Origin of the sequence: Pseudoselenomonas caprae, from assembly GCF_008271345.1 — a bacterium.
GTDB classification, from domain to species: Bacteria; Bacillota; Negativicutes; order Selenomonadales; family Selenomonadaceae; genus Selenomonas_A; species Selenomonas_A caprae.
In genome coordinates, this window is sequence record NZ_VTOZ01000023.1 from 22,976 (window position 1) to 48,942 (window position 25,967).

General features: G+C 52.6%; 26 protein-coding genes and 1 other RNA gene. 19 read left to right on the top strand and 8 right to left on the bottom strand.

The annotated features are described in order from the left end of the window. Positions 1–99: 99 nt before the first annotated feature. Complete coding sequence (locus tag FZ041_RS10585) at positions 100–1,320, bottom strand: site-specific integrase (protein ID WP_149189528.1); 1,221 nt, start codon at positions 1,318–1,320, stop codon at positions 100–102. A gap of 299 nt (positions 1,321–1,619) precedes the next feature. Further along, positions 1,620–2,045, bottom strand: a complete 426-nt coding sequence (locus FZ041_RS10590) for a helix-turn-helix domain-containing protein (RefSeq protein ID WP_149189529.1) — start codon at positions 2,043–2,045, stop codon at positions 1,620–1,622. 245 nt (positions 2,046–2,290) lie between these two features. On the opposite strand from FZ041_RS10590, the gene FZ041_RS10595 reads away from it, so the two are divergent. From FZ041_RS10595 to FZ041_RS14465, 15 genes are all read left to right on the top strand, one after another. Continuing rightward, the gene (locus FZ041_RS10595; RefSeq protein WP_149189530.1) at positions 2,291–2,503 is read left to right on the top strand and encodes a helix-turn-helix domain-containing protein; all 213 of its coding nucleotides are present in this window, start codon (positions 2,291–2,293) and stop codon (positions 2,501–2,503) included. Positions 2,504–2,523: 20 nt separating this feature from the next. Continuing rightward, positions 2,524–2,883 (top strand): helix-turn-helix domain-containing protein, encoded by a 360-nt coding sequence (locus FZ041_RS10600; RefSeq protein ID WP_149189531.1) that lies wholly within the window; start codon positions 2,524–2,526, stop codon positions 2,881–2,883. 320 nt (positions 2,884–3,203) lie between these two features. After that, a complete protein-coding gene (locus FZ041_RS10605; RefSeq protein WP_149189532.1) occupies positions 3,204–3,716 on the top strand; it encodes a hypothetical protein in 513 nt (170 codons plus the stop codon). A gap of 2 nt (positions 3,717–3,718) precedes the next feature. Beyond that, positions 3,719–4,252, top strand: coding sequence for a hypothetical protein (locus FZ041_RS10610; protein ID WP_149189533.1), 534 nt, complete (start codon positions 3,719–3,721; stop codon positions 4,250–4,252). Positions 4,253–4,261: 9 nt separating this feature from the next. Then, positions 4,262–4,822, top strand: a complete 561-nt coding sequence (locus FZ041_RS10615; RefSeq protein ID WP_255449357.1) for an N-acetylmuramoyl-L-alanine amidase family protein — start codon at positions 4,262–4,264, stop codon at positions 4,820–4,822. 1,274 nt (positions 4,823–6,096) lie between these two features. Beyond that, positions 6,097–7,419, top strand: coding sequence for a DNA cytosine methyltransferase (locus FZ041_RS10620; protein WP_149189534.1), 1,323 nt, complete (start codon positions 6,097–6,099; stop codon positions 7,417–7,419). A gap of 77 nt (positions 7,420–7,496) precedes the next feature. Further along, positions 7,497–8,276: an Eco47II family restriction endonuclease gene (locus FZ041_RS10625; protein WP_149189535.1), complete on the top strand. Its 780-nt coding sequence runs from the start codon at positions 7,497–7,499 to the stop codon at positions 8,274–8,276. 48 nt (positions 8,277–8,324) lie between these two features. Next, positions 8,325–9,707 (top strand): DUF2971 domain-containing protein, encoded by a 1,383-nt coding sequence (locus FZ041_RS10630; RefSeq protein WP_149189536.1) that lies wholly within the window; start codon positions 8,325–8,327, stop codon positions 9,705–9,707. A gap of 220 nt (positions 9,708–9,927) precedes the next feature. After that, positions 9,928–10,140, top strand: coding sequence for a DUF1659 domain-containing protein (locus FZ041_RS10635; protein ID WP_149189537.1), 213 nt, complete (start codon positions 9,928–9,930; stop codon positions 10,138–10,140). 13 nt (positions 10,141–10,153) lie between these two features. Beyond that, positions 10,154–10,366, top strand: coding sequence for a DUF2922 domain-containing protein (locus tag FZ041_RS10640; protein ID WP_149189538.1), 213 nt, complete (start codon positions 10,154–10,156; stop codon positions 10,364–10,366). Positions 10,367–10,445: 79 nt separating this feature from the next. Next, a complete protein-coding gene (locus FZ041_RS10645; RefSeq protein WP_149189539.1) occupies positions 10,446–10,658 on the top strand; it encodes a DUF1659 domain-containing protein in 213 nt (70 codons plus the stop codon). Further along, entirely contained in the window at positions 10,658–10,876 is a 219-nt protein-coding gene (locus FZ041_RS10650; RefSeq protein WP_149189540.1) for a DUF2922 domain-containing protein, read from the top strand. Before FZ041_RS10645 ends, FZ041_RS10650 begins: the two co-directional genes overlap by 1 nt. 13 nt (positions 10,877–10,889) lie before the next feature. After that, entirely contained in the window at positions 10,890–11,039 is a 150-nt protein-coding gene (locus FZ041_RS10655) for a YvrJ family protein (protein WP_074573139.1), read from the top strand. Between the two features lie 340 nt (positions 11,040–11,379). Beyond that, positions 11,380–11,949 (top strand): hypothetical protein, encoded by a 570-nt coding sequence (locus tag FZ041_RS10660; protein ID WP_149189541.1) that lies wholly within the window; start codon positions 11,380–11,382, stop codon positions 11,947–11,949. 1,986 nt (positions 11,950–13,935) lie between these two features. Then, a complete protein-coding gene (locus tag FZ041_RS14465; RefSeq protein WP_173371128.1) occupies positions 13,936–14,112 on the top strand; it encodes a hypothetical protein in 177 nt (58 codons plus the stop codon). A 343-nt stretch (positions 14,113–14,455) separates the two neighbouring features. On the opposite strand, the gene FZ041_RS10665 is transcribed toward FZ041_RS14465, so the two are convergent. The 3 genes from FZ041_RS10665 to FZ041_RS10675 form a co-directional block, all read right to left on the bottom strand. Further along, entirely contained in the window at positions 14,456–14,641 is a 186-nt protein-coding gene (locus FZ041_RS10665; protein WP_075443690.1) for a helix-turn-helix domain-containing protein, read from the bottom strand. A gap of 75 nt (positions 14,642–14,716) precedes the next feature. Beyond that, complete coding sequence (gene rpmF / locus FZ041_RS10670; RefSeq protein WP_075443692.1) at positions 14,717–14,896, bottom strand: 50S ribosomal protein L32; 180 nt, start codon at positions 14,894–14,896, stop codon at positions 14,717–14,719. Positions 14,897–15,064: 168 nt separating this feature from the next. Beyond that, positions 15,065–17,533 carry a cell division FtsA domain-containing protein gene (locus tag FZ041_RS10675; protein WP_149189542.1) on the bottom strand — a complete coding sequence of 823 codons (2,469 nt, stop codon included), beginning with the start codon at positions 17,531–17,533 and terminating at the stop codon, positions 15,065–15,067. A gap of 131 nt (positions 17,534–17,664) precedes the next feature. Between FZ041_RS10675 and FZ041_RS10680 the strand changes: the two genes are divergently transcribed. Then, positions 17,665–18,921 carry a DAK2 domain-containing protein gene (locus FZ041_RS10680; RefSeq protein WP_075443696.1) on the top strand — a complete coding sequence of 419 codons (1,257 nt, stop codon included), beginning with the start codon at positions 17,665–17,667 and terminating at the stop codon, positions 18,919–18,921. Between the two features lie 16 nt (positions 18,922–18,937). Here the strand turns inward: FZ041_RS10680 and FZ041_RS10685 are convergent, their stop codons facing one another. Continuing rightward, complete coding sequence (locus FZ041_RS10685) at positions 18,938–20,056, bottom strand: glycosyltransferase family 9 protein (protein ID WP_369407321.1); 1,119 nt, start codon at positions 20,054–20,056, stop codon at positions 18,938–18,940. A gap of 124 nt (positions 20,057–20,180) precedes the next feature. Between FZ041_RS10685 and FZ041_RS10690 the strand changes: the two genes are divergently transcribed. Continuing rightward, a complete protein-coding gene (locus FZ041_RS10690) occupies positions 20,181–23,504 on the top strand; it encodes a DEAD/DEAH box helicase (protein ID WP_149189544.1) in 3,324 nt (1,107 codons plus the stop codon). Positions 23,505–23,571: 67 nt separating this feature from the next. On the opposite strand, the gene FZ041_RS10695 is transcribed toward FZ041_RS10690, so the two are convergent. After that, on the bottom strand, positions 23,572–23,886 hold the full coding sequence (locus FZ041_RS10695; protein ID WP_075443700.1) for a hypothetical protein: 315 nt from the start codon (positions 23,884–23,886) through the stop codon (positions 23,572–23,574). Positions 23,887–24,107: 221 nt separating this feature from the next. Here FZ041_RS10695 and ssrS point away from each other — a divergent pair. Then, positions 24,108–24,280, top strand: a non-coding RNA gene (gene ssrS, locus FZ041_RS10700) — 6S RNA. 62 nt (positions 24,281–24,342) lie between these two features. Here the strand turns inward: ssrS and FZ041_RS10705 are convergent. Beyond that, complete coding sequence (locus tag FZ041_RS10705; RefSeq protein WP_075443702.1) at positions 24,343–24,591, bottom strand: DUF896 domain-containing protein; 249 nt, start codon at positions 24,589–24,591, stop codon at positions 24,343–24,345. Between the two features lie 202 nt (positions 24,592–24,793). Between FZ041_RS10705 and FZ041_RS10710 the strand changes: the two genes are divergently transcribed. After that, positions 24,794–25,780, top strand: coding sequence for a diaminopimelate dehydrogenase (locus tag FZ041_RS10710; protein ID WP_149189545.1), 987 nt, complete (start codon positions 24,794–24,796; stop codon positions 25,778–25,780). Positions 25,781–25,967 lie beyond the last annotated feature (187 nt).

A 25,967-nucleotide genomic window follows, 5' to 3' on the forward strand; every position in this document is an offset into this window, starting at 1 on the left:
CGGGAGTTTTTTCGGACGCTAAAAGCCGTTAAGGGACTTTTTTCGTCAGATAGTTTGGGACGGACAGGCAGATTTTTTTCTGTACTGGTCGTCCCTTTTTTAGTTCCTCTGACGTGGTTTGATTGTGTCACATTCTCCAAAATTAACGACATTATCCATATCGTTCTGCAGCCAGTTGCTGACGGCAGCCTTTTTTTCTTCATTGATATGTGTATAAATATCCATAGTAATTTGAATGGTACTGTGTCCAAGCTGCTCCTGAATATCCTTAAAGTCAAACTGGTGTGACGCTTTCATGCGGCTGGCCATATCATGGCGTAGCATGTGAAACGTCGTCTTAATGCCCAGTTTCTTGCGGACTTTGACATATTGGGAGGAAAAGACGGAAGGGCTGATGTAGTCCCCGTCTTTATCCGTGAACACCATTTCCGGGTGTTCCCAGTGACCAGCTTGCAAGCGCAGTTTCATCTGTTTGACTTTATAGGCCGCAAGTTCCTGACAAAGGGCAGGCGGCAGATAAAGCTGCCTGCGGCTCTTTTCGGTTTTGGGATCATTAAGATATACCGGACAGGCCGCCATACCTTCCTCCCGTTTGCCGTTGACCAGTGCATGACGGACTTTGAGCCAGCCTTCCTCCAGATTTAGGTCTTCCCAATGCAGGGCTAGAAGTTCACCGCGCCGCAGGCCGGTCATAAATTCGACCAGCATCATTTGACGCCAGCAATAATAGATAGACGGTGCATCCAGTAGTGCCTCGCGTTGCTCTTTGGTGGGAGCGACAAACGCTTTTTTCGGTGGTTTCTTCGGCAGTTCCAAATCCTCCGCCGGATTTTCGGGGATGATTTTCAGCTTGACTGCCCGTGCAAAGGCCATACGCATGACTGTACGGAAATACTGAGCCTCGCGGTAATGCGTATAAAGCCGTTTGTTAATGACATTTTGCAGGTCAAAGCTGGAGAGCGTTTCCAGATCAAGTTTGCCCACATATTCCTTGGCAATATCGATCATAATCAGATAGCCCGCCGCCGTATTCTGACGGATATGGGGTTTTGAATACGTGTCAAACCACCGGTCAAGCCAAAGACCTACGGTCATTTTACTGGCAAAAATAGCCGCCTGACTGGTGTATTTCTCTTGGAGCGCGGCTAATGCAACCATTGCCTCCTTGCGTGTACGGGCGGATTTTGACCGACGGATAAGACGGCCGGTCTGCCCGTCGTAACCAACGGTTACCTGAGCCACCCAGCGATTACGCTTAACGTCCTTGTAAATGGTACCTTCTCCGGCACCGCGATGAGAATTTCTGTTTTGTGTTGTCATTTCCTGTCACTCCTTAAAGTGGTCACAGGAAAGATGTGGATTTATTTACAGGTTGTGGATAAATCTGTGGATAGCTTGTGAATTTCTTGTGATTATTCGGTGGATAAGTAACAAGGCAGGTACTATTGCGGTCACATCTGTGGTCACTTTTGTGGGTAACATTGCGGACATATTGTGCCCTGTGGATAGCCGCTCCCCTTTGAGATACAAGGGATTGCGGACCTCCTAAGACGAACCCAATTTGTAGACATAACCTAAATATAATAGTAGTGGGTCACACGACTGCCATGCATCCGTGATTAGATGCTGCTATTTTTTTTGCCATTATTCATACTGGATAAAACGAGTTCGACAGCTTGGCGCTGTTCTGGCGAGAGCGCCGCCAGCTGCTGAACAATGCGGCGGTTCACGGTGTCCCGGTTTGCGCCGATAAGATAGTCAACGGTCACGTCGAAGAAGGCCGCAATGCGCGGCAGACGATCAACGCTGGGGAAAGAACGCCCCTGTTCCCAGTTGGCATAGGTAGTAAGTGGTACACCTAGTATCTTGGCCATTTCATTTTGACGGATATCCAAATCCTGCCGCAATACTTTCAACCGTTTTGGAAACAGGTTGTCGCTGGCATCTTGAGCCGCCAGATCAGCCATCCGTTCAGCCAGGTCAGGGCGTTCCTCTAAGATTGACCGGTCAGATTTTGCCGCGCTGTCTTTACTATTTTCGTTCACCTTCACACCTCCTTTTGTCTTTATTCTACCATAGTTTGCCGTTTTTTACCATAAAATACTGTTAAAATACATCAAAATACCTATTTTTTAGTAGACAACAGGATAAAACAAGAGTATAATAAACTAACAGATGGGGGGTTATGGTGATAAATCAACGATTTCATAGTAGTATGATGAATTTTATCGACCATTGTCCTTGTGGGTAGGATGACTCCCGAACAAATAAGCGGAAAGGTGTGGAAGAAATGACAGAAACAGGTAAGATTCTATTGTCGGTGCAGGAGTTCTCGGAAATCACGGGGCTGGGGGAAAAGTCAATCCGTCGTCTGTCCCATGTGCAGGGCTTTCCGGCCATCCGTATCGGGCACCGTATTATGATTCACAAACAGTCAGCAGAAGACTGGCTGGCAGACTGCGCAGCTCATCAGGACGCCTGCCTGCCGGTTATTGATATTTAATGGATACGCTTGGGGGATGGATGCAGGAAATCCGCTATTTTTACAAACGGCAGCTGGCGTTCCCGCTATCCCCCCATGCACAGGCTTTATGGGCTTATCTGATGTACCGTGGCAATGAGGCGTTTTGGCATTTTCCCATACGTCTGTCCCTGCTGGAACTGGCAGGTGCCACGAAAATGTCCGTGACCATGGTCAAAAGGGCAAGGCGGGAGCTGGAGGATTACGGCTATATCCGTCACCAGTCCTTTGGCGGCAACAAACCGGCAGGATATTATATCCTGTCCAATATCAACATTGGTCAGAAACTGGCACCGCAGACGGATAAAAGCGCTACTGCTGCGCAGTCAGTGCCAGCTGCCAAGGGACTGCATCTGGTATAAAACTTTATGATTCATAGCATTACGATTTGGGCAGTTTTTTCGTTCAGAGGTGTGGGAGGCGATTGCTTTCCTTTGGGCGGATAACAATAACAGTAAAGTAAGACGATAAATCATAAGGGAGATAGTAAATTGAGAAAAGCAGAATGTCGAGAATTAGATGATTACGAGGAATTTAGCGGCAGAACGGCTGTGGAGTGCGTGGTTCTCGAGGTCTACCGGCGGGCGCAGATTCCCGTACGATTTGACCGATCAAGAATGCTCGCACTGGTCAACGGCACCCCCGTGGCAAGGGTGGTTTATGTGAGAGGTGATCTGTTATCATGGAGCTGAATGTGAGAGTAAGGCTTGACAGGCCTCAAACCCTGTATATTGGTGATTGCCTAAAACGGGAAGAACAAGGGATAAAAATACTGTCTGGAAAGCCGTCACTGGCTGATTATTGGCAACAACTGCTGGCTGAACGGTGGGCACCTGATGGGCTTTTTGTTTGGGTGCCTCTGCATATTGCGCCCCACGGCATCGACCTGAATGCAGATTTTGACCTTTCCGGCAGTGATGTTTTGGATATTTCACTGGCCTTGGGCGATTTTGGCTATGACCGTATGGCAAGACTATGGGCGCAGCTTTACGCCAGCCTTGCATGGGATGTGGCCAGAGAAATCCTCCCCTGCTGCAGCCTGCTGGGAAAGGATTACATTGACTTCTCCACGATTGCCGGGCGCAGGCTCTTTGAAAACGGGATGAAAAGGCGCGACCGGGAACATGGGATTAAGCGCCGTCCCCCCTGTTCGGTGCGGGAGTATGTAGTGTTGCAAAAGTGTGGGGAGGCGTGATTATGTTATCAGCAAAAGCAGAAAAACTACTGGCTGTGATTTCGTCCCGTGGCGGCGGCTTTATTGACGAATGGCAGATACGGGACAAAACTGGCTTGTCCCATGGCTCAATCTGCGCCGCCCGTAAAGAGCTGGCAGACGCTGGACTTCTGATGCTGGGGAAAGACGGACGCAGAACCACCTACCTTTTGACCAGTCAAGTTGACCAGTCAAAAGGTACGCAGGCCAAAAACAGCGATAAAATGGCATCTCCTCCCGCAGAAGTTCCGCCGCCGCCCGCCGTCAAGGCAGGACTGGTAAAACCTGCTGCGCCTGCGGCACCAGCAGCGGCGCAGGCCGAAATGCCAAGGGTGACGGGCACGTTTGAAAGTATTGACGATTGGATGGGCATGCTTACCGTGTCTTTGGGCGGTTGTGTCAATGTATCGGAATCGCTGGTCACGCCCAATGAGTACAGCGTTTGGGCGGAAGAATACGGTATGGAAGACCATTATACAGTGACGGAAAATGAATATGGCGGGGTGGATGTAGAGTAGGAGGCGGCAATGATGAATGTCTTTATCAATCCGGGGCACGCACTGGGCGGCAATCCTGATCCGGGATGCGTAAATCAAGCGGAAAACCTGCGCGAGTGTGATATTGCCTTGACGGTAGGCAGTATTATGGGCAAGTTCTTGGAAGAAGCAGGCTGTACGGTGAGTCTCCTGCAAAGCCATAACCTTGGCGGGGAATCCCCCGGCTTTCCCAATGTCACCGACACCGCCAATCACAGCCTTGCGGATGCCTTTATCTCCATCCACGTCAACGCCGGCGGCGGCAGAGGTGCGGAAACCTTCTGTTACTGGCGGTACGGCGCAGGCGGGCGGCTGGCTGCCTCCATCCAGAATCAACTGGTCATGGCCATGCAGCCCTTGGACAAAGGTTATCTTGACCGGGGAATAAAGGAACGCCCCAGCCTGTGCGTCCTGCGGGAAACCATGATGCCCGCCGCGCTCGTGGAGCTGGGATTCATTGACAGCGCGGATGTGTGGCTCTTAAAAGAACATCAGGAGGACATGGCCAAGGCTTTGGCACTGGGCATAATGGACTACTGGAAAACGGTATAACGACAAAAAGGCGGCTGACCGGTCAAAGTCAGCCGCTTGTTTTTGTTATACCCGCCCTGCGGCGTTCCTGCTTTGGTGGACGCTGGCACCCATGACGACCTCTGACCGCCATGGACAGCCAGCGTCCACGTCGCAGAGGAACACCGCTCCCCGCCCTAATACTCATCATAAGAGCCAAACAGTCAGGCGGGGGCGGACTGTACGGCTGCATTCCCTCGTTTCTCCTTCCAGATGGCCATGCACTGACGTACCACCAGCACAGAGCCATCCTCCCTCCGGCACTTGGTCATTCCGCCGTACAGACCGCCCCCGTGCATAAGAAGAAACTGGCAACGGGTGTCCGTTGGCTTGGGTGGACAGCTGCGCCGTCCACGTCGCCACAGACACCGGCTCACTTGACCAGTCAATCTTGATTTTGTTAAACATGGTTCAAAAGGATAATGCGTCAGGTTCGGCGGGCGGGACGTGCCTTGCACCTCCCGCAAGGTACAATCCGGCAACCGCAGGCCGTGCCCTTGTCGGTCAAAATCAGAAGCAAGCGGGACGGCAATGAGGGCAGGGGGCCGTCTCTGCACATGGACGCATTGCGCGTCCATTCTCCGCCCCCTTTCCCCCTACGGCCACGGCAAGCATGGCCTACCCCCTTACCCCCGATTGTCCGCCCTGCGGTGCTGTGGCTCCTCGGTCGAACAGGGGAATAATGTGCCACGGATTAGGGGGACAGGGGGCTTGGCAGCCCTCCCTGCGGTCGGGACGACTACGGCGGCCAGCGAGAGCGGAGTGGGATAACTCGCGCCGCCGTACCCCCTGCCCGCATTGCCTCGTGCTGACCAGATGGAGTAGTGGAAGCCAGCTTGTCGTTCATGCGTATTCGGTTTGTGTCCGCCTGCTCGGGTGGGCAGGAAACCTGCCCACTTCGCAGCAGACACTTTCCGTTTCTCTTGGCGGGCGGCGGACGGACTGTGCGGCTCCATTCCTGCGGCGTTCCAGTCGTCAGTCTCCAGCCCCTGCGGGTGCTCAGGTCTTCGCACTATTCCCGCAGGGGTTGGAACCTTCCTCCTTCCAGCACTTAGTCATTCCGCCTTACAGACCACCGCCGGGCGTAGATTGTCACTGGTACGCGTGTCCGTTGCTTTTGGTGGACAGCTATGCTGTCCACGTCAGCACAGACACGGGATATATATTTCGACCAGTCAAGTCGCCCGCGTTCTTTCTCTTGACAATAACCCTAAGATAGGTTAATATATTTTCATAACAAGACGGAGGGTTACAAAATGGAATATGTTATTGATCGTGAAAAAGTGCGTATGGTCATGGAAACACGCGACATAAAGACACAGGCGGAACTGGCTGAACGCATGGGGGTTACGAAGAATCAGGTATCGGTTCTCTTATCCTCTCGCAGTACCCCAATAAAAAGCTGTTACCAAAAACTTTTTGACATATTGGATGTTGACCCGTCAACAGTCATTAAGCCACGGGAAGAACACCGCGCAGAACGCAGGGCACCACGAAAACGTCTGATAAACTGTACAGAGGATGATTTGTTTGCAGATTATGTGGACACGGGTAAGGTAACAGCCAAGCGTCCGTATAAGTCCATTGAACTCTTTGCCGGAGCGGGTGGTCTTGCCTTAGGGCTGGAAAAAGCAGGTTTTTCAGCGCAAGGGCTGGTGGAATTTGACAAGTACGCCGCCGCTACATTGCGCGAAAACCGTCCTGACTGGAATGTGATTGAGGAAGATGTGGTCAAGGTAGCCGAAGCGGGTATTCGTTCCTACCTGCCAGCAGATTGCGGGGAAATTGACTTCCTCTCCGGCGGTTATCCCTGTCAGGCGTTCAGCTATGCAGGCAAGAAGATGGGACTGGAAGATGTGCGCGGCACGATGTTCTTCTACTTTGCCAAAATTGTTAATGAGCTGCGTCCCAAAGTTTTTTTAGCAGAAAACGTGAGAGGGCTTTTGACACATGATAGTGGTAGAACCTTGAAGACCATGCTGGATATTTATGAGGGCATGGGGTATCGTTGTGAAACCCATCTTGTCCATGCTGTTGATTATGGTGTAGCTCAAAAGCGTGAACGATTGATTATCGTGGGGATTCGCGGGGATTTAGATGTGAAATACCGTCTGCCCAAGGTATACGATAAAAAGCTGGTCTTGCGGGACGTTCTGCAAAATGTACCACCTTCCCCGGGAGAGAAATATCCGGCCAAAAAAGAAAAGGTCTTGAAGCTGGTTCCTCCCGGCGGTTACTGGCGTGACCTGCCGGACGATATTGCTCGTGAGTATATGGGCAAAAGCTATTTTTCTGGTGGTGGGCGCACGGGAATGGCACGGCGTATTTCATGGGATGAACCTTGTCTGACGCTTACATGCAGTCCGGCACAGAAACAGACAGAACGCTGCCACCCCGAAGAAACCCGCCCTTTCACTGTACGGGAATATGCCCGTATTCAAAGTTTCCCGGACGAATGGCAGTTTAGCGGTTCCACATCCCAGCAGTACAAGCAGATAGGCAATGCTGTACCTGTGGAACTTGCCAAGGCTATCGGCCTGTCCATCATTGACGTGCTTAATCAGGTGGAAAATCAATAAATCGTCAAGCAAATTTTGACAGAACAATAGAAACCTCCTATACTTAAAGGTATACTTTGTATGGGAGGTTTTTTACTGTGTCTGATAATCGTAAATATGTGTCCTTTATGGAGGACGAAAAGCTGCTGGCTGCTATCGAACGACTGTACAATCGCTATCAAAAGGCTTTTTCAGAGGCCAGCTTGAAAAAGTTGAACAAGAATATCATTGACCCCTTCAAATTTCAGTTTGATACGGAGTTTATTCACGGCGGCAATGCCGAGGCCACGATTGACAGTGAGGCCTTTCGTCAAAGCGACAAGTCCATTGCCAATGCGATTGGCGAGTTTCAGCAGGAACTTTTGGGAGCCATTGACGGCTTTGAGGAAAGTCCTGATCTTCCTTGTGATGTACGGAAAAAAGACAACAGTATCTTTGCGGAGGTCAAGAACAAACATAATACCATGAATGTTCGTTCTGCCGCTGGTGTGTACGAGGAACTGACGGGACTGGCTAAAGCCTATCCCAAGGCAATGTGCTATCTGGTGGAAATTATCGCCAAACACAGCACGGATAAGATATGGTCAGTGACCGTCAATGAGATGAAGCAGGAACATCCCCGTATCCATGAGATTTCGGCGGATAAATTCTATGCTTTGGCCACAGGCAAAGAAAACGCCCTGCTGGAACTCACTCAGGCATTGCCCATAGCCATAAGTGATTTTATGAAAGCCAAGGGCAAAAAGCCTATCGGCCAACAAGGCGCTAAGGCTTCTGCCTATCAGGAACTGTGTCAGCTGGCCGAAAAAGACGGCAATAATTTGACCAGTCAAATGTATAAACTGGCCTTGCCGGAATATATGGGCTTTGGCAAGTAAAAAATATATAGTGTTATGTAAGTTTTTCCACGTTGAGGAGTGATTTACATGGAGCTGTTTCGCTATCGTCCTTTTGCAAGAGGCTTGCAGGAAATACAGGAGCAAACGATTTATTTTGCGCCTAGAGAAGACTTGAATGACCCCGCAGCAGAGGGCTTTCTGAATGTCTACTGGCAAGGCGACCGCATAGCATGGGAAGGGTTGTTCAGAAACTATGTGTGCAGTTTGTATAATGCGATTAAATTATATCTTTTGCAGGCAGAACATAGCGTCATAAAAGAATCTGCGGTCATGATTGATATACATCGTTTTGATGACGTTCCCGCAGGAAAGACACTAGAAAAATTGGGTGATACGTTTCTGCAATGTGAGAATGTAAAACAGTTGACCATTGATTTAAGTGAAGGTAAGCCCAGAATTTCCCGTGATGAATTGCTCTTTTTTCTGTACACTTTTCATCTCCGGGCTCTTTTAGAAGTGCTTAACGCATTTATTGATGCTGATTATAACGAAGAATCATTTGTAGAATTTCGGGATAAATTAACATTATCAATACAAGAAAGAAGATTACCTTCGTTGAAGGCATTTCTAAAGGAAGATATTGTCGCAAGGCAAAAGATATTGCATGGTATGATAAGTAAGCATGAAGATTATTATACTATGTGTGTAGCGGAAATATCAGATAAGCAAAAGAAAACATGGATGTCCGTAGCCTGTAATTTTCCGAAAATGTATATTGACTATTTGGAAAATCTTATACATCCGGAAACTTATGTTGCTTGTTTTTCGGCTTCGGGAAATAATAACGCCATGTGGGGACAATATGCAGACAATCATACCGGTGTATGCCTGATATATGATACCCATACCAGCAATGGTAACGAGTGTATAGCGTTACGAAAAAAGTATGGTGTATCATCATCAGGTGAAGAATATAAGAAATATGTAGATGAAGTTTGTTATCCTGTCAATTATGGCGGCAACGTGTGTGAAGCTAATTTTTTCACTATGCTTGGACGGCTAAACAGCCAACAATTACACGGTTGGCTGGCAAGTAAGGACGGTAAAAGAAGCTGCTGCCTGAATGCTATTTATGATCAGGAAGATAAGTGGCGGAAAGAATACTGGAAACTTTTATATGACAGATATTGCCACAAGACAAAAGAATGGGAATATGAGCAGGAATATCGCTTATTACTGATAAATTTCTTCTTTGATTATACGAAACGTGAAACCAGAGTTATAAAATATCATTTCGCTGATTTGAAGGGAATTATCTTAGGTGCAAAAATGTCGCCGGAAAACAGGATGATGATTGTGGATGCCATTGAGAAACAATGCAGGAAGTATGGCAGGGATGATTTCAAAGTCTATGTTGCCGAATATGACCATAATACGGACTCAATCATAAAACGGCCACTTTACGGATAAAATAAAATTTTCCTTGCCTTTGACCGGTCAACTCCATATCATAGTAGTTGAAAGAACTTTCCTATAACAAACCTAACTGAATACATTTTCGGAAATGACAAGTTTTATGGGTATTGGGCGCGAACCCGCGCTTGATATATTTGGGTTGTCATTCCGCAAGAGGGCCGCAGGGTGACAATCCGGCGGCCCTTTTGCTGTATTTGAAAAGGAGGAAATGACCATGCGTACCAATCAGAAAACCACGCTGAAAATCACCCGTGTAACGGCTACGTCCAGCACGGGCAAGGAAACCCATGATTTCGTCAATCTGGCGGTCAATCCGGAACTGGCGGACAAAGATGTGCTCTCTATCGGGGACAAGCTCAGCTTTTTGCAGAAATTCCCCATTGTTAGTGTCGGCCGCATTGATTCCAGTGTACTGGCCAATGATTAAGGAGGGCTAAGCCATGAAAACCACGCTGATGATTGAGTTCAATCTCGCAAACAACAAGACCACGACTGTCTCCATCCCCGATCCGCGCGAGGATGTGACCAAGGCAGATGTGACTGCGGCGGCAGATGAAATCGTGGAAAAGAAGGCCATTATCGCCTCCGGTTCCCCGGTAGCTTCCTTCAAACGGGCGTTTGTCCGCACCATTCAGGAGACGGAAGTGGAATAATCCGCCAAAAACTTTTTGCCCAAAAGGCTGGGGGGACGCAGAAAAACTGCGGCCCCCTTTCTTGCAAGGAGGGGATTTTATGCGTAAAAAAGCAGCTTCTGTGCTGAAAATTGGCTGTGAATACGGCTATGATGAATACGGCGCGCATTGCAGGTATCTCCATTTTAATGTCAATCCCGAAGCAAACGACAAAGACCTGCTGGAGGCCGTTAATGCGATAGTTGGCATGATTTACCTGCCGCTGCATAGTGTTGAGCGGCTGGACAGCTGCGAATTGACCAAGGAGGGCTGATGATGAAAGTCTATCTGATTATTATTTTTTGGCTGGCCAACAACAGAACCATGACGATTTCCATACCCTGCCCGCGCGAAGACCTGACGCGCCGAGAAGTGGAAGCGGCGGCGTACAAAATGATGAAAAACAAAGTCTTGTTGTCGGAAAATGGTGTCCCGGCGACAGGCTACAAGCACGCTTTCCTGCGTACCATTGATGAAACCTTACTGCCATAAGGGGGCGGAACAAATGGAACAAACCATCCTGACCGCCGTTTCTGCCGTGGGATTCCCCATTGTGGTGACATTTTACCTGCTCACGAGTTTCCAAAAGTCCATGGACAAATTCACGGACAAGCTGGGCGAACTCATACAGGAACTGAAGCGGTTTGAAAAGTAAAGCAAGGCGGGCGGCTGACTGGTCAATCTGACCGGTCAGCCGTCCGCCTTTTCCTTTGTACTAATCCAGCTGGTCAGCAGGTATGACCATAGCAGCCATCACCGTAAGAACGAACACTTTACCCCTATTCACATTTAAACGCCTCCTAATAAATTACCAGTAAGGTATTAGATATTTATAGGAAAAATCCTGCCAATGTGGACAAATTTATTGGGCGCACGTCAAAAAGCCGCCATCCAAGGACAGCGGCTTTTTTCGTGCCTGTTATCTTTTCTAACCTTTCCCGTCAAATATGGTATACTTAGGGCATAATCATTCGCAAGGCAAAGGGGGCAATATCATGGCAAGAATATTGTTCGGCTATCGCAGTTCGCCCTGCTTTTATGAGCCGTTCGATTTTGAAACTGAATTTAAGATAACCGCCAAGGGTACGCTGATTTTTCGGATTTTCAATGAGCCACTGAAGGCGGAGTTCAAACACAAAGCCAGCCTGCCGGAACAGGTGGCAGCTGATCTGTCAAAAGTATTGGCAAAATATGCGGACAGGATAAAGTCATTTCCAAAGGTTATTGACAACAATCTCATTATGGATGGAATTTATCAGCAATTCACTTTTCCGGGGAAAAAAGTTGAAACCAGCAATATTGGCCGATTGGATGCTGAAATGCTGAAACGTATAAAGGACGAACAGCTGGGCGACGAATATCATCAAGCCTTGCTGCGGAATGCGTTAATGGAAATTGTGACCGAAATCTACCCGATTTTGCGGCCATACGGCATGAAAGTGTCGAACTGGACGCATTTTGAGTGTGATTGGCCGCCGCTGAAAGAACTGGCCGCTTTCGCTAGTAATTTGATTAGCTCCGAAAAAACATTCCCAGAATCTTTCCCAAAATACCGAGGATCATAGCAATCATAATTAAATAGGCTGCCCCCATCAGGGCGAAAAAGCCCAAAGCTGCCAGTGTTTCCACTTGAATCCCCCCTCTAAATGACCTTGTTGTTATATTCGCTACTGGTTGCCTGAATCCTTTGTTTTTATGCGGGCGAACAGGACGTGAGCCTTTCCTCGGCAGGGATGCCGGTGTCGGTGCTGACGTGGACAGCGCAGCTGTCCACCAAAAGCAACGGACACGCGTACCCGTGACAAGCATTGCGCGGCGGTGGTCTGTAAGGCGGAATGACTAAGTGCTGGAAGGAGGAAGGTTCCTACTGGGGCGGAAATAGTGCGAAGACTTGAGCACCCGCCCCAGCAGGAGACTGACGACTGGAACGCCGCGGGAATGGAGCCGCACAGTCCGACCGCCGCCCGCCAAGAGAAACGGAAAGTGTCTGCTGCGAAGTGGGCAGGTTTCCTGCCCACCCGAGCAGGCGGACACAAACCAATCGCATGAACTACGAGCAGGCAACATTGAGCCTTACTGGTCAGCACTAGGCACTGCGGGCAGGGGGTACGGCGGCGCGAGTTATCCTGCTCCTATCTCGCTGGCCGCCGTAGTCGTCCCGACCGCAGGGAGGGCTGCCAAGCCCCCTGTCCCCCTAATCCGCAGCACCTTATTCCCTGCCTGACCGAGGAGCCACAGCACCGCAGGGCAGGAAATCGGGGGAAAGAGGGTAGGCCCCGCTGGTCGGGGCCGTAGGGGGAAAGGGGGCGGAGAGTGGACGCGGATGCGTCCACGTGCAGAGACGGCCCCCTGCCCGCAGTGCCGTCCCGCAAGTTTCCGATTTTGCCCGACAACGCCACGGCCTGCGGATGCCGGATGGTACCTTGCGGGAGGTGCAAAGCACGTCCCGCCCGCCGAACCTGATGCAATGTCCAGTTGAAAAGCATTTACCTAAATCAAAAATGACTGGTCAAGTGAGCGGTGTCTGTGGCGACGTGGACAGGATATGCCGGGCTGCGCAGGCAGGCCAGCATTCCTGTCCACCCAAGCCAACGGACACCCGTTGCCTGTTGCTTTTATGCGCGGGGGCGGTCTGTACGGCTAAGTGACCGAGTGCCGGAGGGAGGATGGCTCTGTGCTGGTGGTACGTCAGTGCATGGCCATCCGGAAGGAGAAACGAGGGAATGCAGCCGTACTGTCCGCCCTCGCATGACTTGTCAGCCTCTTAGTAACTTTTTGAGGGTGGGCGCGGTGTCCCTAGCGACGTGGACGCTGACCGGTCAAAGCGGTCGCAGGTCGCTCTGGTCGTCAGCGTCCACCAAAGCAGGGACAACGCTGGGTGGGGAATGACATTTTCCTATTAAAAGCCTACTGGCATTATTACATAATAATTCACAGAAACGAATAAATAAAAATTTGACTTTTGACGAAAAAATAAGCCCTACGCATTTCGCATAGAGCTTGTGTTTATCCAAATTATAAACTCCACAATCTATTAAAATATTCTCCCACAACTTTCCTTTTAACAAATTAAATCATTGCAAACTTTTTACTGAACGATGTAATTGAAATCTTCTGTGCACTGAAAACCTCGTGCAACTTGCGGGCAACGGTGAAGAAGAAATTGAACCGCTAAAAGTAACTAGAAGTCACTAGACGACCAGTTTACTAATAGAAGCCTGCAGAATCCCAATCCTGATAAGGGTTCCACCAACCATTGCCAGTACACGGCTCATAGACATTCCCATAAATTTGTTTTTGATGCACCTTTATAAGACTCGAAATCAAGTGTGGTTAATAGCCACCGTGGGTTCGAATCCCACCCTCTCTGCCATTGAAATCATTGGTCTCGTGAGTTTTCACGGGGCTTTTTTGTTTTTATAAAATTCCTGTAGAGTAGAGAATCTTTGTATTTTTTCACACTGCCTTTATGTTCTTATTATGTTATAATGTGTGTATACAATATTCAGGTATCGGGTAACATAGGTACTGTATGAAGGGAAATCTGTCAGATGGAAGAGACGCTCAAGGAGCTTTGCAACCTCTGCAACAGCATGAACGGATTGCAGCGGGAGATTGATATGATGGAGGCATCTCTGGAGCATTTGGATGAATGCCTGGAGTACTCCGTCGAGCACTGCTGGGAGGCACATGGCCTGTTGGCGATGCATGTTTGTCTATATGATTGAGGAAAGGCTGGCCTAACGGCAGCCTTTTCTTTTTTTGAAAAATTTTCCAGCAATCTATTGACAATTATTCTCATTTACGCTATATTATATTCAGGCTTTCGTTACGGCATTTGTTCAAAGCGTGGAGGCGCTGAACGGATGTCAAAGCTCTCCTAAAATATAATACACAGCAAGAAAGACAATTCGTACTGCTCATGCGAATTGTCTTTCTTGTGCGCTGGGTTTTATGGTATAATAGGACTCAGGAGAGTTTATTGACGAATAAACGGAAAAAGGCTTCAGGACTTTGTGTGTATTAGTCCTGAAGCCTTTACGAATTTATGGGACTTGTCTGTTGAGAGCATCAGATTCCCAGTATCTTGCAGATTTTCCTGTAAGTGTCTTCGCAGATGGGGCGCGTGCCGCATTCGAAGTTGAGGATCAGCGAGGGACGGACGCCGCATTTGAGTGCCAGCTGGCTGCAGCTCAGGCCCTGGTCGATACGTGCTGCGCGAATCTGTTCGATGGCGCGGAAGGATTTGATGTTCAAGGATGCGCTCCTTTCTGTAACAGGATGAGGGGACAAAACAACAGGACAGCCGTTGGCTGCCCTGTTATTTATGCATTATTCTGCTGCTTTTACGACTTCTTTGCCGTCATAGTAGCCGCATTCCGGGCATACATGATGAGGCATTTTCGGCTCGTGGCACTGCGGGCAGGCAATGAAGCCCGGAGCCTCGAGTTTCCAGTTAGCGCGGCGCTGATCGCGACGGGCTTTGGAAGTTTTACGCTTTGGTACTGCCATGTTGATTTTCACCTCCGGAGCAAATCTTATTCCTTGTTAGTGAAATCCACGCAATGGGTTGATGCTGAATGGATTCATTTCACATAGTTCATGTGCGCTGACACATGTTACTATGATACCTTCTTTTTGTCATTTATGCAAGAAAAATTTTTGTACCTGTCCCTGCAATCAATCCGTGCGGATAAAATCTGCGATGGTGCGGCGGCGTGGCTGCGTGTCCGCAGGTGCTGCTGGTGGCGTGATTGGCTGGGCGGCAGGCTGCGGTGTGTGGATGAAGCTGCTGATGCTCGGTGCAGGCGCAGGCTCGGCTGGCTGCATAGCAGCGTTCATGGCAGGTGCTGCTGCCGTTGCGGGGGCTTCCAGTGAGGTCAGCCGTACTTCGAGGCTGTCGCCGTTCTTGACCGGGTCGGTGAAGTCGACGGGCTGGCCGTTGACGAGGATCGTGAAGGTCACGCGGCTCGTGGCAGCAGGCGGCTGGAAGTTGACGGCCAGCAAGGCGTCGCTGACGGTGGTTGCCGTGCGCTCGGATTTGACGTAGGTGATTTCGCAGCCATCGTCAATCAAGGTACCAGGGCTGGCCTTGCGGCCGTTGACCGTGAGCTCGACACCGGCCGATGGGATCTGATACTCGGCATTTTCGTAATAGATGACAATGGAGGTATCCGAATTGCTGAGGTTCAGGATATCGCCAAGCTTTGGTTCCTCATCGGCGATGTATTCGACATGGTCGCCTTCGTGGATCGGCATCGAGATGCTGGCCGGATTGTCGTTCAGCAGGATTTCCGGCGTGCAGCTATAGGTCGTATCGCTGCCATTGAGCTTATAGTGAATCTTGCGGCCTGTCGGCGGGTAGCCAGCAGCCAGCAGAGCCTCTCCGAGGCTCTTGAACTCGCGGCTTTCGATGGTATCGCCATCGGCGAGCAGCTGGTCAGCGTCAGCTTCTTTGCCATTGATCGTGACGCGCTGGCGGATGTGTTTTTCGCGGCCATTGATGTAGATGGTGTATTCCTGGCCGGCTGTCACGAGGTCGCCAAGGCGGACGCTCGGTGTCGTGCCGTTCTCGCCGGGGATGATCGTGATGCGGGCGCCGTCGTGGATGACGGTGTCGAGGTCGGCTTCTTCATCGCCGAGCAGGATCTTGGCAAAGGTGCCAAGGGTGCCCGGGAAGAATTTCTTTTCCGTGCCGATGTTGACCATAAGGCCAAGGCCTGGATGGCCATTGTATTTGCGCATGTTGATGCCAGCATTCAGCAGGGCGTCGGAGATTGTGAGCTCGCGGAAGTTGAACAGGCTGTATTCCTCGTCGTTGACATAGACCGAGAGGAAGTGCAGTGTGTTGAGGGAGGCAATCTTTAGGATACCGAGCGGAGTGACGGCGTCTGGCGAGTGGAGCTCCTCAGGCAGGTCGGTAATGCCGTCGACGCGGTCGGGCTTGCGCACGGCGACGCGGTTGGCAGGCATACCGAGGGCTTCGGCTACGAATTCGGCCAGATGCGGGGTTAGCGAGCCGCCGCCGACGAGCATGACGGCCTGCGGCGCATCGCCGTTGAGCTCGATGATCTGTTTGGCGATGGCACCGGCGAGGTTTTCGATATTCGGCAGGACCGGATCGATGATCTCGCTTGCCTTGAGTGCGTAGTCCATGCCGAGGATGTCCGTGAAGGTCACGTCCTCGCCGTTGGCGGCGCGGCGCTTGATGTCTTCGGCGATGTTGAAGTCCAGCAGGAAGCGCTGGCTGATGGCCTCGGTGATCTCGTCGCCGGCCAGCGGCACCATGCCGTAAGCGATGACGGAACCGTTCTTGGTGATGGCCACGTCGGAGGTGCCGGCGCCGATATCGACGAGTACAAGGTTCAGATGGCGCATGGTCGGCGGGATCAGTACATTGATAGCCGCTATCGGCTCGAGGGTCAGGGCGCGCATTTCCAGGTTGGTGGCATGCAGGGCGCTTTGCATCGAGTCGATGACCTGCCGCGGCAGGAAGGTCGCGATGACGACGGCTTTGGCTTTTTTGCCGCGCTGGCCGATCAGCATCTTGAGCTGGATGTCGTCGAGAACATAGCGGATGGTGCTGTAGCCGACACAGTAATAGCGTGTCGGATCGTCGACGGTGTGGGACTCTGCCAATGCGGCCTGTGCCGCCTGTACGCCAGCAAAGTCGAGATTGCGCTGTTGTTCGGCTGTGATGAGGCCGTTGACGTCCATTTCAGCTTCGGCGGTCATTGTGTAGAGCGCACGGCCAGCGGCAGCGACAGCTGCATTCTTGAGCGGGCCGGTCTTGGCTTCCAGGGATTTCTTGACTTTCTCGATGACGGCAGCGACCTGCGGGACGTCGTGGATCTGGCCATCGAGCATCGCCCGCGTCGTGTGTTCGAGACGGTCGGTGGCGACTACATGGAGCTGCTCATCGTCTTCGTGGTATTCGGCGACGATGCCGATGACACTGCGCGTGCCGATATCGAGCGAGAAGATGCGGTCGCCGGTGCCCTTGGCGGCGGCTGGTTCTTTCCCGGCTGCTTTGGCGGTCTTGCTGGTCTTGCTCTTGCTGGCAGCTTGTTTGGTAGTCTTGGTTGTTTTTGCTGCTGCTGCGCTGGTTTTCTTGGTGGCAGCAGCGGTGGATTTATCTATGGTGGGCATAAAAAAACTCCTTGTATTTTTAGAATTTTAAAGGTTATTTTTATTATTTCGCGAAGTATATAATAGAATCCTGTTTTTAGCAGAAATTTTCAGGGCAGATACTACATTACAAAGAAGCGAGTGTGATTGTTATGACAGGAAATAAAGAGGTTATAACTGCTGGCGATTTCAAGCGCATGGTCAGTGGCGCGTATAGCGAGTTCCTGCTCGAGTATGAGAATATCAATCAGATGGAGGGCGCGGGCCGGCTGCCGGGTACGCATGTGCTGCGCACGATGGGCGCGGCGGTGATGACACTGCGCGATGTGAAGGATGACGGCATCGGCGGGCTGTCCCGCCGTGTGGCCGCAGGCGCGCTGTTTGGGGCGCGTGGCAGTGCTGGTGTCGTGCTGGCGCAGATGTTCCGCGGCATCGGCAAGGGGCTGTCGGGCAAGTATCACGCGACGTCATCGGAGTTTGGCAAGGCGTTCCAGTATGGCATCCTCTACGCCCAGCGGGTGATTCCGGAGCAGTCTGAGCAGCCTATCATTGCGCTGGCCAAGGCAGTGGCCAAGGGAGCTTACCATGCGGTGCGTGCGAACAAGCCGATATCGGAGATCCTCGAGGCGGCAATTGCCGCCGGCGAAAAGGCCCTGGTCGAGGTGGGCAGTGAGGACGCAGGGGCCTGCATCATGTTTTCTTTCCTCAAGGGGTGTCTCAAGGGGCTCGATGGCAATTTTGTCTCGCCGGCTGTCAGCTTGTCGCTGGGGCTGGAGGCGCAGCAGTTTGGGATGCCGGACCCGCGTAATGATGTCGTGCGGCCGTATTGTGTGCGCTTTACGATCGTCAATGCCAAGGCAGATATCGCGGCAATCGAGCAGCAGTTCAAGGAATACTCGAACTTCGTACTGGTCCAGCCCCAGGAGCGCGGCGTTACCGTCCATCTGCATACCGACCATCCGGGCAAGGTGATCGATCAGGCGATCGGCTGGGGGCCGCTCAAGGGGATTCACGTCACGAATATGAGTGAAAGCCATGTGCTGGACGCGCATGAGGCCTTGATGCCGGTAGCCTTGATGGCGGTAGCGGAAAACAAGGTGCAGGCGCGGGAGCTGCAGGATATGGGCATCCATGTGCTCGTGAGTGGCAGCAAGGATGCCGGCCCGTCGGTGGCTGAGCTTGTCAGCGCTGCGCATAGCGATCTGGCCGATACGTATATCATGGTCGCCTGGAGCCGTGACTTCTGGCTGGCTTTCCGCCAGGCGAAGCGCCTGTTGGGGGGCCGGGTAGAGCTGGTGCTCTGCACGGATAAGCAGCAGCAGGCTGATGCAGTCCGGCTGTTCGATCCGCAGAAGCCGGTGGCAGACAACGTCCGCGCTATGATGCGGGTTGTCGGTGAGAATAAGTGAGACAATAAAACGCCTGTCATTGCAGCAGGCGTTTTATTTTTTCGGTGACGCTTTCTGGTGTGATGGCGTTCATGCAGGCATTGGTGTGGTGCCTGCATTTTGTTTTGCAGCAAGCCGTGCAACTATGCGGGCTCAGCACAAAGTGGTGGCCAGAGGTCAGCGGGCCGTAGATGTCCGGATGCGTCGGCCCCCAGAGGGAAAGTGTGGGCAGCCCGACGGCTTCCGCGATATAGAGCGGTCCCGTATCGCCGGTCAGCAACAGGTCCGCTTCGGCAAACAAGGCGGCAAGCTCGGAAAGTGTTGTCTTTCCGGCAATAGAGAGGCTGGGACGGCCAAGCCTCTGCTGGGCTTTGGCAATGCAAGGGGCGTCGGCAGCTGCGCCCGTGAAGACGATCTGGATGTGCGGGCCAAGGGCACGCAGGCAATGGCCAAAGTTTTCCGCCGGCCAGTTCTTGTCCGGCCAGGTCGTGCGCGTGTTGACGAGCAGCAGCGGGCGACGGGGATTGCCGGTCTCGACGCCCTGGGCCTGCCAGAAATCCTTGGCCCAAGTGCGCTGTGCAGCGGCAAGCGGCAGTACAAGGCCTGGCTGGAAGGCAGAAAAATCGAAGCCGAGTGGCTGGAGGGCGGACAGATAGCGATGGATTTTGTGCTTGGCCTTCAGGTCGGGCGCAAGCTCGGTCATGAACAGGAAGTTGCCTTCGTGACGTTCGTGGATGCCAATGCGGCGCGGTGCGCCGCTCATGCGCGTCAGCAGGCCGCTGAGGAACAGCCCTTGGATGTCAAGGGCGATATCGAACGCATGCGGGCGCAGGAGTTTCCGGGCTGCGGCAAGACTGCGTACGATGCCGCGCAGATCTTTGGCGGCAAAGGCGCGGTCCAGAGCGCGGCGATCCCAGACAAGCAGGGCATCGATATCAGGATTGCCTGCCAGCAGGCTGGCGGCTGGCGGGCTGACGAGCCAAGTGATATGGCAGCCGGGCTGGAGACGCTTGAGGTTGTGGACGACGGCGGTCGCGTGCATGACATCCCCGATAGCGCTGAGACGCACGATGAGGATACGTGTACCGGCAGCCAGTACCGGGTGTTTTTTCTTCATGATTTTCCTTCGTGCCGGTTGGTTTTTCCACCGGTCCATAGTAAAATAAAAGGATACGTGGATGCTTAAAAAGCGATAATATTATCTTAGCATAGGAAAAGCAGTGGATTCAAGCGCTGACGGGATGCCGGGCGAATCTGCGCAGGAAAAGGAGCGGGAATACTTGCTGAAAGATATGATGATCCGCACCGTAGCGAGCGATATGGCCTACAGCCGCGGGGTGCGCTACTATAATCAGGGCCGGGTTACCCATCTTGAGCGCGTCCGGGACAACCGGTACCGGGCCGAGGTTGATGGCTCGATAAAATATGAAGTCGAAGTGCGCCTGTCAAAGGATGGCAGCGGCATCGAGCAGTATACCTGTGACTGTCCGGCGGCCAGCCAGTATTTAGGAGCCTGCAAGCATGTGGTGGCGGTACTCAAAGCCATCCAGGATGAGCAGGCCGGGGAGGAGCAGGAACAGGAGGCGAACCTTTCGAAAAGCGAGATCTTCAGCCAGCTCAAGCGGACGTTCGATGTACGCCAGCAGGGGGAACCGGCTGAGTCGACGAGCAGCCGGCGGATGTTCCGCTTTTTTGCGGATGCTGATCGTGAGGACAGCACGCAGTACCGCGTGGCCAGCCAGGCAGCGTACCTTGTGCCGCGCCTGTTTGTCGAGGATCTTTATGGCCGCACCGAGTGCTGGCTGGAATTCCGCTTCGGTACGGACAGGCTGTATGTGGTGCGTAATGTGCTGGAGTTCTTGCGTAGCAAGGAAAAGGGAGAGACTTGGCAGCTGGGCCGGAATTCTGCGCTGGATCTAGCGGATATCCGCTGGGCAGATCCCGTGTCGGCCAAGCTCTATGCCATGCTCAAGGACGCGCATCGGGCCGAGAAGGAAGTTCTGCTCTACGGGCCGAATAACGGCGTGTATTACTCGGGCTTCCATAGCTATATCTTTGAGCAGAAGCAGTTCAAGCTGGCGCCGGATAATCTGGGGCGCTTCCTGGCGGTCATGGGGGATACGCCGTTTGAGATGCGCATCAATGGTGCTGACATCGGCGATGTGCGTGGCAGCCAGGGGCAGCCGCAGATTGGTGTGAGCATCCGTGAGAAGGAGGGCCGCGGCCAGGTCAGCCTGACGACGGAAGAAATCCTGCCGCTCGATGATGCATGCCGCTATCTCTATCAGGATCAGTATATCTATGCGGTCACAGCGAAATTTGCGCGGGCAGTCAAACCGCTGTGGCAGTCATTCCGCACGACGACACGCATTGAAGTGCCGCGGTCGGAGATGGGACGCTTTTTCGGCGAGGTGCTGCCGCGGCTCGAAAAAGCGGCGGCGGTGGAAGTCGATCCTGCCTTCCTTGAGCAGTATATGCTGCAGCCCCTGACGGCAGAGCTCTATATCGACTATGCCGGGGATGGCATCGCAGTGCGGCCGCTGCTCTGCTATGGCGATGCCAAGTTCAATCCGCTGGTGGCCGCTGCGCCGCCGCTGCGCGATGGCCGCCATCTGGTGCGTGATGCGCGCGGCGAGCAGGAAATCATGACACGGCTATCTGTCTATGGCTTCCGGCCTGAAAGGGATCAGCTGGTGCAGAAGGATGAGGAAAGGAGCTATGATTTCCTGACCGAGGAGCTGCCTAACCTGCCGGCCTGGGTAGATGTTTTCTACGAGGATAGTTTTGTGAAGCGGCCCGTGCGGCCTATGCCGAAGGTAGCGGCAGGGGTCAGCGTCAATGACATGGACCTGCTGGAGGTTACTTTCAATATGAAGGATCTCGATGTCCATGAGCTTATGGATATCCTCGATTCATACAAGCAGAAACGGCGCTACCATCGCTTGAAGGACAGGACTTTTGTGACGCTGGAGGAGCAGCAGATGCAGGCACTGGCGGATTTCGTGGAGAATGCGGGCATCACGCGCAAGAAGGCGGCTGATGGCGCGACTGTCGAGCTGCCGCTCTCGCAGGCGATGTATCTCGATGAGCTGGCGCGGGCCGATGAGACGCTGCACCTTGAGCGCAGCCGTACCTTCCGTTCCATCGTGCGGAACATCCGCCGTCCCGAGGAAGCAGATTATGAGGTGCCAGCAGAGCTCAAGGAGGTGCTGCGCGACTATCAGGTCACGGGGTTCAACTGGCTGTCGACACTGGCGGACTATCATCTGGGGGGCATATTGGCTGACGATATGGGCCTGGGCAAGACGCTGCAGGTGATCGCTTTCCTGCTGGCACGGCAGGATGCATCGCAGCCGCCTTCCTTGGTCGTGGCGCCGACTTCGCTGATGTACAACTGGCTCGATGAGATCGCGCGCTTCGCGCCGTCCCTCAAGGCCGCAGCTGTGGCAGGGACGAAGGCGCAGCGCGAGGCTGTGCTGGCGGAGGCCGACAAGAGCTATGACGTGCTGGTCACGACCTACAACATGCTCAAACGCGACATTGCGCTCTACGAAAAGCGCAAGTTCCGCTATGCGTTCCTCGACGAGGCGCAGCATATCAAGAATCCGACGACACAGAATGCGCGTGCAGTCAAGAAGATAAAGACTGGCGGGTACTTTGCGCTGACCGGTACCCCTATCGAGAATACGCTGACCGAGCTGTGGTCGATCTTTGATTTCCTGATGCCGGGCTATCTGCTGACCCATAAGAAGTTCAAGGAGCGCTATGAGACGCAGATTGTCCGCGAGCAGGACGAGCGGATGCTGACCAACCTGCGGCGTCATGTGATGCCGTTTATCCTGCGGCGCATGAAGAAAGATGTCCTGAAGGAATTGCCGGATAAGGTCGAGCGCAAGATGGTCAGCGACATGACGCCCAAGCAGGAGAAGATCTATCAGGCGTGGTTCGTCCGCAGCCAGCGGGAATTCGCGGCCGAGCTGCGGGCAAATGGCTTTGGGGAAAGCCGCATCAAGATACTGGCTATCCTCACGCGCCTGCGGCAGATCGCCTGTGACCCGGCGATGTTCCTGGAAGGCTATGAAGGCGGATCGGGCAAGCTCGATATGCTTGAGGAAGTTGTCGGGGAGGCTGTGGCGGGCGGCCATCGCATCCTGGTATTCTCGCAGTTCACGACGATGCTGGAGCACATCGGTGAACGGCTCAAGCAGATCGGTATCACGTATTACTATCTCGATGGTGCAACGCCGGCGCTGGAGCGCATACGGCTCGTGAAGATGTTCAATGCTGGCAATATCCCTGTGTTCCTGATTTCGCTCAAGGCTGGTGGCACGGGGCTCAATCTCACGGGGGCGGATATGGTCATCCATTTCGATCCCTGGTGGAATCCGGCCGTGGAGGATCAGGCGACCGACCGTGCCTATCGTTTGGGACAGAAGAACAACGTGCAGGTGCTGAAGTTCATCACGAAGGGAACGGTGGAGGAGAAGATCTACGAGCTGCAGGAGAAAAAGAAGTCACTGATCGACCAGATGATCCAGCCGGGCGACAACTTCCTGTCCAAGCTCAGCGAAGAAGAGATACGCGAACTGTTCGAGCAGCGCTGAACCAGGTGCGGCCATGCGGTTGGCAACAGATACGAAAAAGGCAGCCATTGCGGCTGCCTTTTTCGTATCAATAATGCGGATGCTGTTTTACGTAGTCGACCGGACGGCTCCAATCCACATGAACCTTCGTCTCGTTCCAAAGGCGCGTGAGGGCGAGCTTGAAGCTTTCCTCATCGGCCAGCGGATCGATGGTCTCATGGGTGAAGTCCATGAGCGTTGCGTGCGGGATGTTGATCTCATGTGTCTTGCCCAGATAAGCCTCGGTAAGCTCTTTGCCCTCGGCATCAGCGAGATGGACCTCGGCTTTGCGGGCATCGGCATCGTAGTCGATCCAGCCGAGTGCGTTGTTGTAGCTGATTGCTACGCTGAAAGTAGTAGCCATAAGTAAAACTCCTTTATCCGTAAATGGTTTCGTGTTTGCTATCGAAAAACTTATTTATTCATTATAGTCTATTTTGCGGGGAAAGTCCAAAATGTGTTGGCAGAAATAAATAATGCGGCAAAAGTTAAAACATACTGATTTTTTTGTCAACTACCATCAATGCCTGATTTGTCAAGTCTTGCAAGCATAATTTTTTTATGCTATTATACAGACAAAGAAGGATAAGCCTGGAATGTGCGCGGGCTTTGTTATGTCTAACCTACGTTTTTTATAGGGAGCTTGATTTGATTCTGATGGAGGTCCGCCTCGGCGAATGCCAGAAGTCAGACTTAGGGCACCCACCTGCGAGCAGCAGGTTTTAGGCATGAAAAGCGAACGGCATTTTGGACCCCTGCTTTGAAAAGGGATTGCTGCATGATAGCTGGCAGTCCCTTTTTGTGTGCCTGGATATCCGCATCAGTGCAGCTGGCGGCGCAGGGAGAACGAAACCTCGTTGATGCGCGTGACCTTTGGCTGGGCTTGCGGCTGCAGCGGGGCGTCGACGACTTCGATGTTGTCGAGCATGCCCTTCACCTGGTCGCGGATGCCATCGAGATATTCGCGGCGCAGAGCCTGCTGCTCAGCCAGTTCTTCCTCCGTAAGGCCAACGGAGCGCTTCTTGCGGGAAAGCTCGTTGATGCGGGCGATGAGTTCCGGTGTAATCATGCAAAAGACCTCCTGATTCCTGTCTTGAGATTTTGACGGTAATGTTTCTATTATAGCGGGTTGTTGCGCAATTGTATAGGGAAATCTGCGGTGTGGAATCTGCGAAAAATCATTTGCAAGACAGGGCAGGTATGGTATATTAATAGCGTATTTTTGATGCTTCATGAATGGTTGGTATTTTGACAGAGAGGGGTAGTTCCTGATGAGCATTCGTATTGGTATTCTGGGTTATGGCAATTTAGGACGGGGTGTTGAATGCGCCGTGGCCGCTAATGAGGATATGGAGCTGGCGGCAGTATTCACACGCCGCGATCCGTCGGCGCTCAAGATCGCGACGGCTGGTGTGCCGGTTGTGAGCGTCAATGAGGCAGAGGCCTGGAAAGACAAGATCGATGTCATGATCCTCTGCGGCGGCAGTGCAACGGATCTGCCGGTGCAGGGGCCGAAGTATGCAAAGCTGTTCAACATCATCGACAGCTTTGATACCCATGCGCGCATTCCCGAGCATTATGCTGCTGTTGATAAGGCAGCCAAGGAGTCGGGGCATATCGGCATCATCTCCGTCGGCTGGGATCCGGGCCTGTTCTCGCTGGCACGTGTTTACAGCAATGCTATCCTGCCGCAGGGCAGGGACTATACGTTCTGGGGGCGTGGTGTGTCGCAGGGGCATTCCGATGCCATCCGCCGCATCAAGGGCGTGAAAGATGCCCGCCAGTATACGGTGCCGGTTCCGGCAGCCTTGGAGGCTGTCCGTGCTGGCAAGAATCCTGAACTTACGACGCGCCAGAAGCATACGCGCGAGTGCTTCGTCGTATTGGAGGAAGGCGCTGATGCAGCCTACGTCGAGAACGAGATCAAGACGATGCCGAACTACTTTGCCGATTATGATACGACGGTGACGTTCATCAGCGAGGAGGAGCTGCAGGCAAACCATCGCGGCCTGCCGCATGGCGGTTCGGTCATCCGCACGGGCACGACGGGGCATGCGCAGGAGAACAAGCATGTCATTGAATTCAAGCTCGACCTTGATTCCAATCCGGAGTTCACCACGAGTGTGCTGATCGCCTATGCGCGTGCCGCCTATCGCCTCGCAAAAGAGGGGCAGACTGGCTGCCGCACGGTACTCGATATCGCACCGGCTTATCTTTGCGCACAGAGCGGCGAGGAACTGCGCGCCCATCTGCTCTAAGAGAATATGATTGTTGGTCCGCCGATGCAGAGATGTGTCGGCGGATCTTTGTATTATAAATTGCAGTTTGTAAATTACCGTGTTTTTATTCGAGGAAAGCCGCGCCGCCGGGCAGGGGAGTATCAACGCTTCACTTAGATGCTTTGCTAAAAATATTTTTTGCCTTTAACTAAGCATTGAAAAAGTT